At 66.9% G+C, this 18,887-nt stretch carries 8 protein-coding genes; all 8 read left to right on the top strand.

What is annotated here, in order from left to right:
• The first annotated feature begins 18 nt into the window (after positions 1–18).
• From glgA to treY, 8 genes are read left to right on the top strand one after another with little or no spacing between them, the layout of a single operon-like run.
• Positions 19–1,578: a glycogen synthase GlgA gene (glgA, locus tag ACVCMJ_RS14960; protein WP_447082189.1), complete on the top strand. Its 1,560-nt coding sequence runs from the start codon at positions 19–21 to the stop codon at positions 1,576–1,578.
• Between the two features lie 7 nt (positions 1,579–1,585).
• Entirely contained in the window at positions 1,586–4,699 is a 3,114-nt protein-coding gene (locus ACVCMJ_RS14955) for a maltotransferase domain-containing protein (protein WP_447082188.1), read from the top strand.
• A gap of 13 nt (positions 4,700–4,712) precedes the next feature.
• Positions 4,713–8,105, top strand: coding sequence for a maltose alpha-D-glucosyltransferase (gene treS / locus ACVCMJ_RS14950; RefSeq protein ID WP_447082187.1), 3,393 nt, complete (start codon positions 4,713–4,715; stop codon positions 8,103–8,105).
• Complete coding sequence (gene glgB / locus ACVCMJ_RS14945; protein ID WP_447082186.1) at positions 8,102–10,288, top strand: 1,4-alpha-glucan branching protein GlgB; 2,187 nt, start codon at positions 8,102–8,104, stop codon at positions 10,286–10,288. Before treS ends, glgB begins: the two co-directional genes overlap by 4 nt.
• On the top strand, positions 10,288–12,411 hold the full coding sequence (glgX, locus tag ACVCMJ_RS14940; RefSeq protein WP_447082185.1) for a glycogen debranching protein GlgX: 2,124 nt from the start codon (positions 10,288–10,290) through the stop codon (positions 12,409–12,411). The genes glgB and glgX overlap by 1 nt, the downstream gene beginning before the upstream one ends.
• A complete protein-coding gene (gene treZ / locus ACVCMJ_RS14935) occupies positions 12,395–14,194 on the top strand; it encodes a malto-oligosyltrehalose trehalohydrolase (protein WP_447082184.1) in 1,800 nt (599 codons plus the stop codon). The genes glgX and treZ overlap by 17 nt, the downstream gene beginning before the upstream one ends.
• Complete coding sequence (gene malQ / locus ACVCMJ_RS14930; RefSeq protein ID WP_447082183.1) at positions 14,191–16,341, top strand: 4-alpha-glucanotransferase; 2,151 nt, start codon at positions 14,191–14,193, stop codon at positions 16,339–16,341. The genes treZ and malQ overlap by 4 nt, the downstream gene beginning before the upstream one ends.
• The gene (gene treY, locus ACVCMJ_RS14925) at positions 16,338–18,884 is read left to right on the top strand and encodes a malto-oligosyltrehalose synthase (protein WP_447082182.1); all 2,547 of its coding nucleotides are present in this window, start codon (positions 16,338–16,340) and stop codon (positions 18,882–18,884) included. The genes malQ and treY overlap by 4 nt, the downstream gene beginning before the upstream one ends.
• Positions 18,885–18,887: the final 3 nt, after the last annotated feature.

Genomic DNA, 18,887 nt, shown 5'->3' with positions numbered 1-18,887 from the left:
AGGAATGAGAGACCCAGCATGATGCAGACCGGCAGAAGTTGTCCTTCACTGATCGTGGCGGCGGAAGCCTATCCACTGGCAAAGACCGGCGGCCTGGCCGACGCGGTCGGAGGTTTGGCGCAGGCGCTGCGCCGCGAAGGCCTGCCGCTGCACGTCCTTCTTCCCGCGTATCGAGGCGTGCTGGAGCGGGTCACCGCCGAGCGTCACTGGGTGCTTGGGTCCCTCCCCGGAGGGCCGGCGCGGCTGGTGGAAGCCCGGTGCCGCGCGAGCGGCCTGCCCTGCCTGCTGCTGGACAATCCGGCGCTCTTCGACCGGGGCGGCATCTATGTCGACGAAGACGGCCGGGACTACCCCGACAACGCCGTGCGCTACGCGGCACTCGCACACGCGGCCGCAGCCATCGCCGCAGGGCTCCCCGACCTGCCGGTCCCCGGCATCGTCCACGCCCACGACTGGCATGCGGGCCTCGTACCGATGCTCGTGAGACATGTCGCGCCCGCGACCAGCACGGTGCTCACGATCCACAATCTGTCCTTCCAGGGCAGCTTTCCGCCGGACGCCCTTCCGCTGCTCGACTTGCCGGCTGGCACTGCCGCCTCCGCCCTGTTCGCGTGGGACAGGCTCAATTTTCTGAAGGCGGGCATCGTGCACGCCCACTGTGTGACCACCGTGAGCCGCAACTACGCGCGCGAGATCATCACCCCGGAAGGAGGATGCGGCTTGCACGACGTCTTGAGGTCGCGCGCCGAGGATTTCGTAGCCCTGCCCAACGGCATCGATACTTCCGTCTGGAGCCCATCGCGCGACGCATACCTCGCGGATTTGCCCTATGACGTCGACACGCCCGAGCGCAAGGCTTACTGGAAATCCCGCGTCCAGTCCGACTTCGGGCTGGACATCGACAAAGAGGCGTTCCTGGTGATCTCCTGCAGCCGATTGACGGAACAGAAGATGGCGGATGTGACCCTGCAGGCAATGCCCCAGGCGCTGGAAACGCTTCCGCGTCTGCAACTTGCGGTCCTGGGCAAAGGCGAGGCGCGCTTCGAAAACGGCTTCGCTGCACTGGCGCGTCAGTTCCCCGGGCGTTGCGCCACCCACATCGGTTATGACGAGCGCGCGGCCCACCGGCTGCAGGCGGCCGCGGACGCCTTGTGGCATCCCAGCCGCTTCGAGCCCTTCGGACTGACGCCGCTCTACGCCATGCGATACGGCGCCCTCCCGATCGCAACGGCGGTCGGAGGAATGGTCGACACGATTCACGACCCCGGCCTCGGTGCCGGCCGCGCTGCCTTGAAGACCGCCAATGGCGTGCTGCTGGACGGTGCCGGCGCAGGCGCCATGATCGCCGCCCTGCATAGAGTGATGGAGTTGCGCGACCACCATACCGTCTGGCGCACCATGCAGCGCAACGCGATGCGGGAGGATCATGGCTGGCCCAGCGCGGTGCAGGCCTACCTGCAACTTTTCGCGGGGATGCGGGGGCACGCGGTGGTAGGTCCCCATCGCATGCGAACCCGGTCCGAAAGGCCAGTCGTACGGGCGGGGCGCACGCGCGTGTCCGTGGCTCCCGGGCTTTAACAAGCCCATGGCGAAGCGCGCTTCCGCAGCGATCGGATGGCCGTGCCTGATCCGGACGTCGTTGCGCGATGCCATGGCTCTGGCCGGGTCATGGAAGAGCGCCGGCATCGACGGCGTCCTGCTGCCGGTGCCTTGGCGTTGTGGCAGCGACCCCCACGATCTGGTGCCCCTGGATGCCGACCAAAGCGACAAGCCCGGGCAATCGTCGAACGACCGCATCCGCGAGGCCGCTGCGCACTTGGCGCGGCAGGGTCTGTCCTGCCATCTGGAACTGGTTCTGGACCGCGTCGCAAGAGCGGCGGTGCCGAGCACGGCACGGGCCGAGTGGCTGCGCGAGGAGCGCATCGATCCGGCCATGGATCCGCGGGTGTCGCGCAGTGCGCTGCTGACGCGGCGGCTCATTGACGTTCCGCCGCCCGCCTTCGTGGAGAGCTGGCGACGGCGCCTGGACGGCTGGGCGGAGCGCGGCGTCCAGGGCTTCTGCTTCCAATCGCCGCAGAACCTGGCAAGTCCGGTCTGGGGGAGCCTCTTCGGCGGCCTGCGCCAAACCCGGCCCGGACTCCAGTTCATCGCCTGGACTCCCGGGCTGTCTCCCCAGGCGCTGCGCGAATGCCAGGGCGCCGGGTTCAATTACACGGTATCGTCCCTGGCGTGGTGGGATGGAAAAGCCGACTGGCTGGCCGAAGAAGACGCACGCTTGCGCGAAGTGGCACCGGTACTGGCTTACGTGGGCGGCCGCCACGATCAGCGGTGGCTTGCGGCGGCGGCCGTGAGCGGTGACGGCATCGTGCTCGAGAGCCCCCTGGAGGCCGCAGCGGCACTGATGCCCTTGTCCCGGTGGCGCCGCGCGCTCGCCCTGACGGGGCCGCTGATCACAGTGGGCGGTCATGCCGGGCGCGCCACCACGATCCTGCGACGGCCGCAGGACGGCGATGCCGCCATCCTGACGCTCACCCCCGAGGGCGAGCCCTCATCGACGTTTGATCGCGCGGAACTGGCCGCGCTGCTGCCTTCGCCCATCGCCAAGGCCCGCGGCGCGCCTGCGGGTCTGGCGCCGCGCGGCGATCGCCTGGAAGCGGCCGCGGGCGCGTTGTGGCAGGCGCTGCCGCAACAGCCCGTCACCTCCGCCGTCCCCGCATCCCCGCTGACGGCCCAGACGCGAAACCAGACGCCTCGGATCAGTATCGAAGACATCCAGCCAGTGGTGGATGGCGGCATGTGGCCGGTGAAACGGATCACCCACGAACCGGTGTTCGTGCAAGCGACGGTGTTCATCGATGGCCACGAGAGCCTGTCGGCCGATTTGTGCTGGCGCGCCTGCGACGAACCGGAATGGCAGCGAGTCCCCATGAAGCCGCTGGGCAACGACCGGTGGGCCGCGCAGTTCCAGCCGACGAGAATCGGGTCGCACGAGTATTGCGTGCTGGCCTGGGCAGATATCTGGGCCAGCTTCTGTGCCGAGTGGCGTGCCAAGTGGGGCGCAGGGCAACCGCTGAACCTCAGTCTGGAGGAAGGCGCGCAATGGCTGGCGCACGCGCTTCAGCAACAGCCGGGAACCGCACTGGAGGAAGCGCGCTGGGCTCGCGTGCGCCGCGTCCTGGCCGCGCTACGGGGGCTCGGGCAGGACACTCCGGACGAACACCTGATGCGCGAGCTGTTGTCCCCCACGTTGGCGGCCGTCCTGCGCGATCCCGGAGAACGGCCATTCAGTTGGGCCACCGCACCGCTGGGCCTGTGGGTGGACCGGCCCCAGGCGCGCTACGCAAACTGGTATGAACTGTTTCCGCGCTCGCAATCCGCCGTCGACGGCGTGCACGGGACTTTCGACGACGTGATCAGGCGTCTGCCGGATATCCGGCAAATGGGGTTCGATGTACTGTACATGACGCCGATTCATCCGGTCGGCACGCAGAACCGCAAAGGCCGCAACAACAGCCTGAGCGCAGTTCCCGAGGATGTGGGAAGCCCTTACGCCATCGGCTCGGCCGAGGGAGGCCACGATGCGATCGAACCGCAGCTCGGCACGCTGGCTGATTTCCAGCGCCTGGTGACGGCCGCACGGCGGCAAGGTCTTGAGATCGCGCTGGATTTTGCCATCCAATGTTCACCGGACCACCCCTGGCTGACCCAACATCCCGACTGGTTTTCCTGGCGCGCGGACGGGACGCTGCGCCACGCCGAAAATCCGCCCAAGAAATACGAAGACATCGTGAACGTGACCTTCTACCAGCATGGGAAGCCGTGGCGGCGCAAGGTGGCGCTATGGCGTGCGCTGCGCGACGTGGTGCTCTTCTGGATCGAACAGGGCGTACGCATCTTTCGTGTCGACAACCCCCACACCAAGCCGCTGCCATTCTGGCACTGGCTGATCACCGAGATCCACGCACGCGACGCCGGGGTTGTGTTCCTGTCCGAAGCGTTCACGCGTCCGGCCATGATGTATCGGTTGGCCAAGGCCGGATTCACCCAATCCTATACCTACTTCACCTGGCGTAACGAGCCATGGGAGATCGACGCCTACCTGCGCGAACTCTCGCAACCGCCGGTGGCGGACTTCTTTCGGCCGCATTTCTTCGTCAACACGCCGGACATAAACCCCGTATACCTTCAGCAGCACGGGCGGCCCGGCTTCCTGGTGCGCGCGGCGCTTGCCGCCACGGGTGCCGGCCTGTGGGGAATCTACAGCGGCTTCGAACTTTGCGAGGCTGCCGCCCTCCCGGGGCGCGAAGAATACGCCGACTCTGAAAAATACGAACTCCGCCAGCGGGATTGGCAAGCGGCGGGAAACATTCGCAATGAGATCACGCAGCTGAACGGCATCCGGCGAGCCAACCCCGCCTTGCAGGGCCATCGCGGCTACGAAGGCATTCCGGCGCAGCCGGAGGGCGTACTGGCCTATCTCCGGCACTCGGAGGGCGATTCCAATGTGCTTCTCGTCATGATCAATCTGGATCCCATGCGAACCATGGACGCGGCAGCCCGGGTGGGTGGCATCACCAGGGCGGTGAATTTGCTGACGGGCGCGCGGGAGCACTGGGAGGACCAGGTGGCCCGTGCGCGCCTCGCGCCCGAGGCTCCCTATGCCATCTGGCGGCTGCCCCAGCGGCCAGATGGCCACTGAAGCAGGGTTCACGATGGACACCATCAATACAACCACGCTCGAGACGGACTGGTACAAGGACGCGGTCGTCTATCAACTGCACGTCAAGTCCTTCTTCGACTCGAACAATGACGGAGTGGGAGATCTCCCCGGTCTGATCGCGAAGCTCGACTACATCGCCGGGCTCGGCGTCAACACGATCTGGCTGTTGCCGTTCTATCCATCGCCGCGCCGAGACGACGGCTACGACATCGCCGGCTACCGCGACGTGCATCCCGACTATGGCCGGCTCGCCGATGTACGCCGGCTGATTCGCGCCGCCCATGCGCGCGGCCTGCGCGTGGTGACGGAACTGGTCGTGAACCACACATCGGATCAGCATCCCTGGTTCCAGCGGGCGCGCCTCGCACGTCCCGGGACGGTCGCCCGCAATTATTACGTCTGGTCCGACACGGACCGCACATACGACGGCACGCGCATCATTTTTTGCGACACCGAAAAATCGAACTGGACCTGGGATCCAGTCGCGGGCGCCTACTACTGGCACCGCTTCTATGCGCACCAGCCGGACCTGAACTACGACAACCCGCGCGTGCTCACGGAAATTCTCAACATCATGCGCTTCTGGCTGGGCATGGGGGTGGACGGAATGCGTCTGGACGCAGTGCCCTATTTGATCGAGCGTGAAGGCACGAACAACGAAAACCTGCCCGAAACGCACGCCATCCTGCGCCGCATCCGCGCCGTGCTCGACGACGAATTCCCAGGACGGATGCTGTTGGCCGAGGCCAATCAGTGGCCCGAGGACGCGCAGGAATATTTCGGACGCGGGGACGAGTGCCACATGGCCTTTCATTTTCCGCTGATGCCGCGCATGTACATGGCCATCGCCCAGGAAGACCGATTTCCGATCACCGACATCCTGCGGCAGACACCGGCCATTCCTCCGGCCTGCCAATGGGCCATCTTCCTGCGCAACCACGACGAACTGACGCTGGAGATGGTCACCAGCCGCGAACGGGACTACCTGTGGAAGGTGTACGCGGCAGACCCCATGGCCCGCATCAACCTGGGCATCCGGCGCCGGCTCGCGCCGCTGCTGGAGGGCGACCGGCGCCGCATCGAACTCATGACCAGCCTGTTGCTTTCCATGCCCGGCACCCCCGTCCTGTATTACGGCGACGAACTGGGGATGGGCGACAACATCCAGCTGGGTGACCGCAATGGCGTGCGCACCCCCATGCAATGGACGCCCGACCGCAACGGCGGATTTTCGCGTGCCGACCCGGAAAAACTGGCGGTTCCGGTGCTCATGGGACCGCTTTACGGGTATGAGGTCATCAACGTCGAAGCGCAGCAGCGTAATCCGCACTCGCTGCTGAACTGGACCCGGCGGCTGCTGACCTGCCGCGCCCGCACCCAGGCTTTTGGACGGGGCACACTCAGTTTCCTATATGCAGGCAACCGAAAGATCCTGGCGTATCTGCGTGAATGGGAGGACGTCACCATTCTGTGCGTGGCCAATCTGTCGGCCTCTGCCCAGCCGGTGGAATTGCCCATGCCGTCCCGCTCCGGAGACGTGCCCATCGAAATGCTGGCCGGCACGGCCTTCCCGGCCATTGGCGAACTGCCCTACCTGCTGACCCTGCCCCCCTACGGATTCTATTGGTTCGAGCTGAGCCACGTGGCGCAGCCGCCGGATTGGCATCGGGAAAAGCCGGAGCAGATGCCGGAACTCGTCACGCTGGTGCTGCGCTCGCGCACGCCGGCTGCGCTCAACGATACGGCGCGCCACTTGCTGGAAAGCGAGGCGCTCCCGGCGTATCTGGCACGCCAGCGCTGGTACGCCGGCCGTCCGCACGCTCCCCTGAAACTGGAGGACACGGTACCGTTGACGTCTGGCTGCCAGCCTCGGGATAAGCGGACCGTCCGCCACTATTGGGCGCTCGTGCACCAGAACGATACCGACGAGAACCGCCTCAGCGTCCCGTTTTCCCTGCGGTGGGGAGAGGAACGCGAAGGCGTCTACCCGATGGCGCGCATCCGTTGCGGCTCCGAGCCAGGGTTCCTGGTTGACGCCTTCCAGGAACCCGATTTCCTTCGGGCACTCGTCTGCGGTCTGTGCGAAACGCCGCTTACGGATCAGAAGCAGGATGAAGGCGCCGACACCGGCGGCATCCGCCTTCAATACCTGCGAGTGGCCGAAGACCTGATGCCGCCGCAACCCGACGCTGCCGTGCGCTGGATCGGCGGCGAGCAGAGCAACAGTTCGGCCGTCGTGGACGAACAGGTGATCGTCAAGGTCCTGCGCCAGAACGTCGCCGGCTCCAACGCCGAAGTGGAAATGGGGCGGCTCCTGTCCCAGGTCGGATACCGCAATACACCGGCCCTGCTGGGGGCCCTGGAGCATCGGGATGCGGCCGGGGTGACCCGCACGGTGGCCATCATGCACCGCTATGTGGCGAACGAGGGCGACGCCTGGCGCTGGACGCTGGAGTTCCTCCACCGCACGCTGGCGGCCGCCATGCTGGCGGGGGACGACGCGGATACGTTCGAGGGCAACCTGTCGGGCTATCTCGCCTTCGCACAGCGGATCGGTCAGCGCCTGGCCGAACTGCACGCCGCCCTGGCCCCGGCGTCCGGGCCCGCGGAGGAGCCGGCGGCATCCAGCCCGCCCGCCGCGACCCATGTGGCGACCGCAAGCAGCCAACGAATACTGGAACAGCTCAAGGCCGCGCTGCGCATTCTGACCTACCCGCCGATCGAGTTGGAAGCCGAGGCGCGCGATGCCGCCCTGTTCCTGAGGAAACAGGCCACCTCGCTCAAACACGCCGTCCGGCGCACCTGCCCCCTGGAGGCCGCCGCGTTCCGGTTGCGGGTCCACGGCGATTTTCACTTGGGGCAGGTGCTGGTTTCACAGGCCGACGCGTACCTGATCGACTTCGAAGGCGAGCCGCTAAGCGACAGCAGCAGCCGACGGGCGCTGTCCACAGCCTACAAGGACCTGGGAGGCATGCTGCGGTCCTTCGACTATGCCGCAGCGCTTGCCAAACGCGAGGTGGTGGTCCCCGCACCGGCCGCCGAGCTCGCCACGAATCCGGCCGGTCCGGCGGCGCCAGGGGTCCAGGGCGGCAGCCTGCGCGACACGCCGCCGGCGTCGCTGGACGCGCTGCTGGAACGGTTCCAGACGCGGGCCGGCGCGGCGTTCCTGGCGGGGTACCGCCAGGCGCGCCCGGACAGCCTCGCCCTCGACGAGACCCACGAGTCGGCCCTTCTGGTCCTCGCCCAGTTCGAAAAAGCCGCCTACGAGGTGTGTTACGAAGCCGCGCACCGCCCCGACTGGCTTCCCGTGCCGGTGAAGGCGCTGGCCCGGCTGGCGACGACGCTTCTCGCGGTTTCCCCGGAGAATGTGGAGGAAGAGGCATGAGGCAGGACCGCGATCCCATTGCTGACGGCGACCGCCAGGCGCTGGTCGGCGGTGTCCATGCCGATCCCTTCGCCGTGCTGGGGCCGCACGGCCCGTGGTTGCGCGTATTGGTACCGGGCGCGCTGCGCGTCACGGTCCGCTGCGCGGATGGCCGCTCGGTCGAACTGCGTCCGTTCAACGCTGCGGACGCCCCGTCCGGCTTCTTCTCGGGCCATGTACCGGACCTGGAAGGACGAGGCCCCGGCGCCTACTCGCTGCGGATCCATTGGCCCCAGGCGACTCAGGAAACCGCCGACCCTTATGCGTTCGGGCCGCTGATGGACGAGGCCACACTGACGCGATTCGCGGGCGGCGACTGGCGCGCAGTGGACGCGCTCGCCCCTGAACGCACCCAGATCGACGGCATCTCCGGACTGCGCTGCGCCGTATGGGCGCCCAATGCGCGGCGCGTGGCGCTGGTCGGTGACTTCAACACCTGGGACCCGCGTCGGCATCCCATGCGGCTGCGCCACCGGGCTGGCGTCTGGGAATTCTTCTTGCCCGGCGCGCACGCTGGAGAACGCTACAAATTTGCGGTGCTCGACCGCAACGGCCTCGTGCAGTGGAAGGCGGACCCGCTGGCACGGCGCACCGAGGCGCCGCCGGGGACGGCATCCGTCATCGACGCCCCCGACGCGAACATCTGGACCGACGCCGCGTGGATCGAAAGGCGCGCGATCCGGCACCAGGTTCGCCAGCCCCTGAGCATCTACGAAGTCCACGCGGGCTCCTGGGCCGCGCCGTGGGACGAAGGCAGCCGCTGGGAACAACTGGCCGAGCGCCTGCCCCGCTACGCACACGCGCTGGGATTTACCCACGTCGAACTCATGCCCATCATGGAATACCCCTTTGGGGGGTCCTGGGGCTACCAGCCGCTGAGCCTCTTCGCGCCCACTGCGCGCCACGGAACGCCGGAGGCCTTCGCTCGCTTCGTGGACCGCTGCCACGCATCGGACATCGGAGTCATCCTGGACTGGGTGCCCTCGCATTTTCCGGATGACCCCCATGGGCTGTCCCGGTTCGACGGAACCGCCTTGTACGAATATGCGGATCCGCGAGAAGGCTACCACCCCGACTGGCACAGCTGCATCTACAACCTGGGCCGCAACGAGGTGCGTGCCATGCTTCTTGCGAGCGCGCACCACTGGCTTTCCCATTATCACGTCGACGGACTGCGGGTGGACGCCGTGGCGTCGATGCTATATCGCGACTACAGCCGCGCACCCGGTCAATGGGTGCCCAACCGGTACGGAGGGCGTGAAAATCTCGAATCCATCGCTTTTCTGCGCGAACTCACCGACAGCGTCCATGCCCGACACGATGCGACGCTCACCATTGCCGAAGAGTCCACCGCATGGCCGGGCGTCACGGCTGACACATCGGCCGGCGGCTTGGGGTTCGACTACAAATGGAACATGGGCTGGATGCACGACACGCTGCGCTACGTGCAGCGCGACCCGATCCACCGGCGCCATCACCATGGCGACATGACGTTCGGGCTCGCCTACGCCTTTTCGGAGCATTTCATCCTGCCCCTGTCCCACGATGAGGTCGTCCACGGGAAGAGCGCCCTGGCGGCCAAAATGGGGGGCGACCCGGGCCGGCGGCTCGACACGCTGCGCGCCTATCTGGCATTCATGTGGGCGCATCCGGGCAAGAAGCTGCTGTTCATGGGCGGCGAGATCGGTCAGTGGCGGGAATGGAACCACGATGGGCTCATCGAGTGGAACCTGCTCGATGAGCCCGCGCATGCCGGCGTGCAGAAGCTGGTACGAGCCCTCAACGGGCTGTACGCCGACGAGATCTCTCTTCATGACGGCGACACGGACCCGGCCGGCTTCTCATGGACGATAGGCGACGACACCAGCAATAGCGTCTTCGCTTTCGAACGCCAGGCCTCCGGCTCGAGGCCGGTTCTGGTCCTGTGCAACTTCACGCCGGTGGCACGCAGTGGCTACCGGGTGGGGGCGAGCCAGCATGGTCCCTGGCGCGTGCTGCTGGATTCCAGCATCCCAGGGGGTCTGCCGCCTGCAACCGTTGCGCCGGTGGCCTCGCGCGACGAACCCGCCCATGGACGCCCCTGCAGCCTGGAACTGGACCTGCCGGGCCTCACGACCTTGCTGTTGACCCCCACGGAGAATTGATGGACACCTATCTGCGCGCACCCGTTTCAGCCGGTCAGCCCTATCCCTTGGGGCCGACGAGCGACGGGCTGGGCGTGAATTTCGCAGTGTTTTCGGCCAACGCCACGGGGATGGAACTCTGCCTGTTCGACCCGAAAGGGCGCAAAGAAGTGCGCCGTGTCATGCTGCCCGAATGCACCGATGAAATCTGGCACGGCTATCTGCCTGAAGCGGAGCCTGGGCTGCTCTACGGCTTTCGCGCACACGGCCCCTACGATCCCTCGAACGGCCATCGGTTCAATCCGTACAAATTGCTGCTTGACCCTTACGCCCGCGCCCTGCAAGGCCCACTGCGCTGGGGCGACGCGCTCTTCGGTTACCGCGTCGGTCATGCCAAGGGAGACATCACCGTGGACCGGCGGGACAGTGCGCCGCTGATGCCCAAGTCCGTCGTCACTTCCCCGGAGCCGTTCAACTGGAGCGATTCCCGCCGGCCCGGCACCGACTGGTCGCAGACGGTGATCTACGAGATCCACGTACGCGGCGCTTCCATGGGCCGCGACGACCTGCCATCGATGCAAAGAGGCACGGCCGCGGCGCTCGGTGATCCGCGATTCATCGAGCATCTGCACACACTGGGGGTGACCGCCATTGAACTGCTGCCCGTCCATGCCTTCCTGCAGGATCGCACGCTCATCGAACGAGGACTTCGAAATTACTGGGGCTACAACACTTTGTCGTATTTCGCCCCTGAGCCGGCGTACGCCCCACAGGGCACCGACGGGCTGCGCAAGACCATCCGGCGTCTGCACGCCGCGGGCATCGAAGTCGTGCTCGACGTGGTCTACAACCACACCTGCGAAGGCAACGAATTCGGCCCCACGCTATCGTGGCGAGGGCTGGACAATGCCAGCTACTACCGGCTCATCCCGGGCGACGAGCGCCACTATATCGACGAGACGGGGTGCGGCAACACGGTCAACCTGTCGCACCCCCGAGTGCTTCAGATGGTGATGGACTCGCTGCGGGCCTGGGCGCAGTCCTATCAGATCGACGGATTCCGTTTCGATCTTTGCGCCACGCTCGGGCGGGAAGGCCAGGGCTTCGATCCGGGCGCCGGCTTTTTCGATGCCATCCTGCAGGATCCCGCGATGTCGCGCGTGAAGCTGATCGCGGAACCGTGGGACGTCGGACCAGGCGGCTATCAACTCGGCCAGCATCCCCCCGGCTTTGCGGAATGGAACGGAGCCTTCCGGGACGGGACGCGGCGCTTCTGGCGCGGCGATTCCGATCAGCGCGGCGGCATGGCCGAGGCGTTGAGCGGATCACGGTCTCTCTTTGATCACCGCCATCGGCGTCCGTGGTCCAGCATCAACTTTCTCACCGCGCACGATGGATTCACACTGACCGATCTCGTCTCGTATGCGGAACGGCACAACGAGGCCAATGGAGAAGACGGGCAAGACGGGGCCAGCGAAAACTTCAGTGCCAATTGGGGGGCCGAGGGTCCGAGCGACGATCCCGCCATCCAGGAGACGCGCCGGCGCGTGCGCCGTGCCCTGCTCGCCACGTTGTTTTGTGCGGATGGCACGCCCATGCTGCTCGCAGGCGACGAATTCGGGCACTCCCAAGCCGGCAACAACAACACTTACTGTCAGGACAATGCCATATCCTGGCTCGACTGGTCGCTCGCCAGCACGGAAGCCGGAAAGGCGGAAATCCGCTTCGTGTCGCGCCTGAGCGCTTTGCGGCGCGACCACCCCAGCCTGCGTATCGGGCGCTACGAGGACCTGGCGGAGGAAATCGTTCCCGGCGTGTCACGATCCGCATGCTTCGAGCCCGACGGTACGCCCATCACCCAGGAAGGGTGGGAAGACGGGGGGCGCCTGGCCTTCACGCTGCGCAGGGCGGCGTGGGGGTCTGAAAAGAACGCGGACGTCACCTTGCTGCTGCTCAATCCAGCCGCGACGGCCCAGTCCTTCACCATACCGGGGCCTGAACTGGAGTGGTCCTCCGAACTGGACACCAGCGACGTGAACGCCACATCCACGCGCGTGGCCGGCCCCATCGACGTCGCGGCCCACAGCATCGTGCTGCTCACCGCACATCCCCTCAGGACTCCTTGCGATGACGGCCCCGACTGACACCGCGGACGCGCGTCCATGGGGCGCGTTCCCGCAAGCCGATGGCGGCACGCTCTTCCGCCTCTGGGCGCCGGATGCTCCTCCGGGGATGACCCTTCATGTCGAGGGACACGCAGCCCTGCCCACCGTCCCGGACGGCGAAGGCTACGCCGAATGGCACGTGGCCGATTGCGGCCCTGGAACCCGCTATCACTACGAGTTGGCGGACGGTACCCGGCTTGCCGACCCGGCATCGCGGCTGCAAGACGGTGACATTCACGACGAAAGCATCGTGATGGGCCCCTCGTCCTATGAATGGCACCATCCGGAATGGCAACCCCGAGTGTGGGAGGAATCCGTCCTGTATGAAGTCCATGTCGGGCTGGCGGGCGGATTCCAGGGATTGCGAGCCCGGCTGCCCGAACTCGCCGCGTTGGGCATCAACCTCATTGAACTGATGCCGATCGCCGATTTTCCGGGACCCCGGAACTGGGGCTACGACGGCGTGCTTGCCTACGCGCCAGACCGCGCCTACGGCAGCCCGCACGAACTTCAGGAGCTCATCGACAGCGCCCACTGCCTGGGTATCGGGGTCATCCTCGATGTGGTCTACAACCACTTCGGACCGGACGGCAACGGCCTGCCTCGCTACGCTGGCCGCTTTTTCCGCGAGGACCGCACCACCCCATGGGGTCCCGCCATCGATTTTCGCGAGCCGGCCGTGCGCCGCTATTTCGAAGATAGCGCGATCCAGTGGCTGGAAGAATTCCGCTTCGATGGGCTGCGCCTGGACGCCGTGCATGCCATTGTCGACGAGGACTGGCTGCGCGCCCTGCCGCGGCGGCTCAGAGCGCGCCTTCCGGGGCGCCGCATCCACCTGGTGATCGAAGACGATGCCAACCGGACCAGTCTTCTGGACGGCGACTACGATGCCCAATGGAACGATGATTTGCATCATGTCCTGCACCATCTGCTGACCGGCGAAGATCACGGCTACTACGGGGACTACCGCCAGGACGCTGGCCGAATTCTCGCCCGGTGCCTGGCCGAAGGCTGGTATTACCAGGGCCAGCCCTCGGAGCATCACGGCGGTGCGCCGCGAGGCGAACCCTCCGGGCATTTGCCGCCCTCCGCCTTCATCTTCTTTCTGCAAAACCACGACCAGATCGGCAATCGCGCATGGGGTGAACGGCTCAGCGTGCTGGTGCGGCAGCCGGAACGGCTGCGCGCCGCCATCGCCCTGCAGATGCTGGCGCCCATGGTCCCGCTGCTGTTCATGGGCGAGGAATACGCATCCCGGGCACCGTTCCTGTATTTCACCAGCCACACGGATCCGGCGCTGGTACAGGCCGTCCGCGACGGCAGGGCGCGCGAATTCGCGAATCAACCGGGCTTCGGCGAATCGAACAACGGGATCCCGGACCCCAATGCCGAGACCAGCTACAGCGCGTGTGCCCCATGGCCCGAAAATGGCGCCCACCACGAGTGGACCGCCTTCTATGCCCGGCTCCTGGATCTGCGCGCCTACTTTCTGGGGTTGCGCCTCGCCCACACATGGTCCAAAGGCGCCGAATGCCTGGGCCCCGCCGCCGCATTGGCCTCCTGGCAGCTCGGGGATGGCGCGGAACTGCGGGTCTACGTCAATCTTGCGCCGGACGCCTGCGCGGTTTCGCCCCAGGCCCGACCCGACGATCTTCAGCCGTGGGTCCTCATTTTCGAAACGTCCGCCGGCGCTCTGGCGTCCGTGCTGGATGGCCAGTTGCCCGGCCATTGCACCGTATGGGTGACCCGGGAAACTCCATGACCACCGAAAGGCAGACGATGCACCGCAACCCAGCGCTTTCTGCCTTGGCCGCCGAGGCCGGGTTGCAAGAGCACTGGATCGACGCTCGACGGCGCCCACAGCGGGTGAGCCCCGACACCTTGCGGGCGCTCCTCCATGCCATGGGCCTGCCTTGCGACTCTCCCGCGGATCTGCGCGCCAGCCGCGCCGAAATGAAATCCCGCCGCGCGGGCGCGCGGGCATCGCTGATCGTGGGCCACGTCGGAGAGCCGCTGTTACTGCCCGCGTCGGCCGTCGGCCACTGCCTGCTGGTGGCTGAGGGGGATTCCCCGTCGGCACAGAGCCCGCAGACCATCGTTTGTGCCGCCGGAAACCGCATGCTGGCCCCGGCCACCCCGGGCCGCTACCGCCTGCATCCGCCCGATGGCAACCCACTCCATCTGGCGATTGCGCCGGCGAACACGGAGTCTGTGGCGGCGCGGATGGCCGCGTGTGGCGCCCGTTTGTGGGGCGTCATGGCACAGGTCTACAGCCTTCGCACCACCCACCGCGATACCGCCCGCTCGACCTGGGGCCACGGGGATCTGGCCGCAGTACGGCAGCTTGCACAGCGGCTCGCCGCCGAAGGCGCGGATGTCTTGGCGCTCAGCCCCATGCACGCGCTATTCAGCAGCGACCCGGCGGCCTGCAGCCCTTATTGCCCGTCCAGCCGCTTGTTCAGGAACGTCCTTTTCGCAGCGCCTGCCGATGTGCTGGGAGACGAGGCGGTCCACGCTGCAATGGCCGCGCTGGCGCCCATGGATTGCGCGGCGCTGGAGGCGGCCGACACAATCGATTGGACACGTACGGCCGCCGCCCGCCTGTCGCTGCTGGCGAAAATCCACGCGCAGTTCCGCCAGCGGGGCGACCTCCGGCTGCGCAGGCAATATGAAAAATTCGTCGAACAGCAGGGCGAGGCGCTGCTGGACCACGCGACATTCGAATGCCTGCAGCACGGCGACCTTGGTGCCGACGCAGGAGGCGGGCAAATCCGGCCGGCCCTTCCGTTTTCCGACAGTCGCCGGCGGGACCCGCGCTCGCGCGAGGTCCAGGACTACCGGGCCCGGCACCCCCGCGAAATCGATTTTCATTGTTTTCTGCAGTGGCTGACCGACGCCAGCCTCGCCGTCGCTCAGCGGGATGCGCGCAGTGCCGGCATGCGGGTCGGACTGATGGGAGACCTGGCGGTGGGGGCGAGCCCCACGGGCAGCCAGGCATGGAGCCACCCGGAGCACTTTCTGAGGGGCGTCTCGATCGGGGCACCCCCCGATATCTACAACCCCCTGGGCCAGGTCTGGAATCTGACGGCCTTCTCTCCCCTGGCGCTGCAGGAACAGGGCTACCGGCCCTTTGTGGAGGTGCTGCGCGCGGGACTGGAGCATATGGGGGGCCTGCGCATCGACCACATCCTGGGGTTCCAACGGCTCTGGGTCGTTCCCGAAGGTGGCGGAGCCGATGGCGGCGCCTATTTGCACATGCCGGCCCGCGAACTTTTCACGCTGACGGCTCTCGAGGCATGGCGCCACCATGCGCTGATGATAGGGGAAAACCTCGGGACAGTGCCCGAAGGCTTCAACGAACAGCTTTGGGAAAATGGCATCTTCGGCATGAACGTGCTGTGGTTCATGCGCCGTCCCGGACAGGACCAGGAATCGCCACCCTTCATTGCACCCGCTCGCTGGCCCCGCGATGCGGTGTCCATGATCACCACCCATGATCTGCCCACCGTGTCCGGCTGGTGGCATGGCACGGACATCGCGCAACGGTCCGAAGCCCGATTGCTGGCGCCGGACGAGGACGCAGAATCGCTCAGGGCGATACGCCAAAACGATAAGGCCGCTCTCTGGCGCGGCATGGGCGCCCCAGGCGCCCCCCCCGGCGAGGCCCCCATTCCCGCCATTCTCCGCTTCGTCAGCCGTACTCCGTCCCCTTTGTTCCTGACATCGCTCGAAGATCTTGCCGGCCTGTCCGAAGCACCCAACGTACCGGGCACCACGGACGAGTTTCCCAACTGGCGCCGGCGCCTGCCCGTGGACGCCGTCGCCGCTTGCGACAGTCCGCAGTGGCGTCCGCGGCTGGAGGCCATGCGGCAAAGAACGGCGCCCCGCCAAGGACGGATGCGTCCATGATCCCCCGCGCCACGCTACGGCTTCAACTGCGCGCGGCGTTCGACTTCGACGCCGCACGGGACATCCTGCCTTACTGCGCAAAGCTGGGGATCAGTCATCTTTACCTGTCGCCGGTGACGCAGGCGAGACCCGGATCGCCGCACGGCTACGATGTCATCGACCCCACCAGGGTCAACGATGAACTGGGCGGACAGGCAGCCCTGCAACGCCTGGCACGGCGGGCGTCCGAACTGGACATCGGTCTCATTGCCGACATCGTACCCAACCACATGGCCGCCGACCCGCGCAATCCGTGGTGGCATGATGTCCTGAAACGCGGCCGGCAGAGCCCGCACGCGAGCACGTTCGACGTCAACTGGGAAACGGGCGATGGCCGCGTGCTGCTGCCGATCCTGGTACGGCCTTACGGCGAGGCGCTGCGGGCCGGCGAGATCCGGCTTGCCCTTGAGGATCACGTGATCACCGTGCGCGCGGGAGGACAATCGCTGCCGGTTTCGTCGTCGGGCCCGCTGCGCCCGCAGGACTTCGACCCGGACGAGGAAGCCGGCCGGGCTCGTCTGCACGCCTTGCTGGAGCAACAGCACTATCGGCTCGCCTGGTGGCGCTCGGCCACCGATCAGTTGAACTGGCGGCGGTTTTTCGAGGTCAGCGAACTGGTCGGCGTGCGCGTCGAAGACCCGACTGTCTTCGACAGGACCCATGCGCTGATGCTGCACCTTTACGGCCAAGGCGTTTTCGACGGATTCCGCATCGACCACGTGGACGGGCTGGCCGCACCCGGCGAATATCTGCGGCGGTTGCGCACAGCGCTGAAACGGACTGATCCTCGGCGCGAGCCCTATCTGGTGGTGGAAAAGATTCTGGGTCCCGACGAGCACCTGGATCCGCGCTGGCCCATCGAAGGCGCGACGGGATACGACTTCATGGACGACGCCTGCGCCGTGCTCCACGCCCCGTGGGCAAGGACGCCGCTCAAGCGCCTCTGGCAAGGTCTGGGCGGCGCAAGCACCCCGGTGCCCGAGCAGATCCGCGCCACGCGCACGGAAATCCTGAAGCAGCATCTCGTCGCCGAACACGATGCCCTGCTGGCCGCATGGTGCCAGCGGGCCACCCAGGACCCGGAAGCGCGCGACCGGGGCCTACAGGCGCTGGGCCGCGTCATGGACGGCTGGCTGGCGGGGTTTCCGACCTACCGCAGCTATGCGGAGGACGGTGGGCCATCCGCCGCCGACCGGGCAGCGTGGGAACAGGCCACGCGGGCCGCACGGCTGGCGATCGGCCCCGACGACGAGCCGCTGCTGGGCCGATGGAGGGCGGAACTGGAACATCCGGCGGCCGGCACCCCGAGTCTCCTGCGGCGCGTACAGCAAATAACCCCGCCTCTGGCCGCAAAATCGGTGGAGGACACCTTCTTTTATCGATACGGAATGCTGCTCTCGCGTAACGAAGTGGGCTCTTCCCCCATCCGCTTTTGCCTGGAGACGGAAAAATTTCACCGCCGCAATCACTGGCGGGCCCTCCACCAGCCGCACGGCATGCTCTGCACCGCCACCCACGACCACAAGCGTGGTGAAGATGCCCGGGCACGCCTGGCGGTCTTGACGGAAATGCCCGGGCTGTGGGGACAATGGGCGCACGAGTGGCTGCGCCTCCTGCCGGAAAACGCCTGCACGAACACCGACCGCTACATGCTGCTGCAGACGCTGATCGGCGCGTGGCCACCGACATGGGGTCCCGATGTCCGCGCGATCGCGCCCGATTCGATCCGCGAATGGCTCGGGCGTGTCGCCCAATGGCAAACCAAGGCGTTGCGCGAGGCCAAGCTCCGGACATCCTGGACCGACCCGGACGAAGATTACGAGGCCGCCGCCGCGGCCTGTCTGGCCGCCATCGACCCCGGCGCCGTCGATGCGCGGCCTCTGGCGGAGCTCGCCCGGTTCGCCGCCTTCCTGGTTGCGCCCGGCCAGATCAACAGCGTGGCACAAACGCTGTTGCGCAACACATCACCCGGCGTGCCCGACCTCTACCAGGGCGCCCAGGCCTGGGACCAGAGCCTCGTGGATCCGGACAACCGCCGCCCCGTGGACTGGCAGGCGCTCCAGGCATTGCTGGCGACTCCCGAGCCGCTAGAGCCGGCGGCCTCTCAATGGCGGAACGGCCGCGTCAAACTGCACCTGATCCAGACCTGCCTGCGGTTGCGTGCCGACATCCCGCAGGCTTTCGAGTCAGGCTATACGCCGCTGCGCGTCCGCGGTCTGCATGCGTCGCGCGTGCTGGCGTACCTGAGGGGCGACGGCGCCCAGCGGGTTCTCGTGGCCGTGCCGCGCCTGTGCGCATTGCCGCTCGCCGGCTACGCGCAGGACCAGCGGCCCACGGCACGCGACTATTGGGGCGATACCGCCATCATGCGGCCCGACGGCTGCTCCAACCGATGGGTGGACAGACTGGCGCGGCGGGAACTGCGGGCCGCTCCGGACGGCGCCCTGCCATTGAGCGACGTGTTTCGCCATTGGCCGGTGGCCGTTTGCGCATCGGCCGACTGAGGC

Source organism: Castellaniella sp. UC4447_H14 (genome assembly GCF_052978285.1).
Note: the sequence above shows the minus strand (reverse complement) of the source record. Positions and strands in the feature narration are given on the sequence as shown.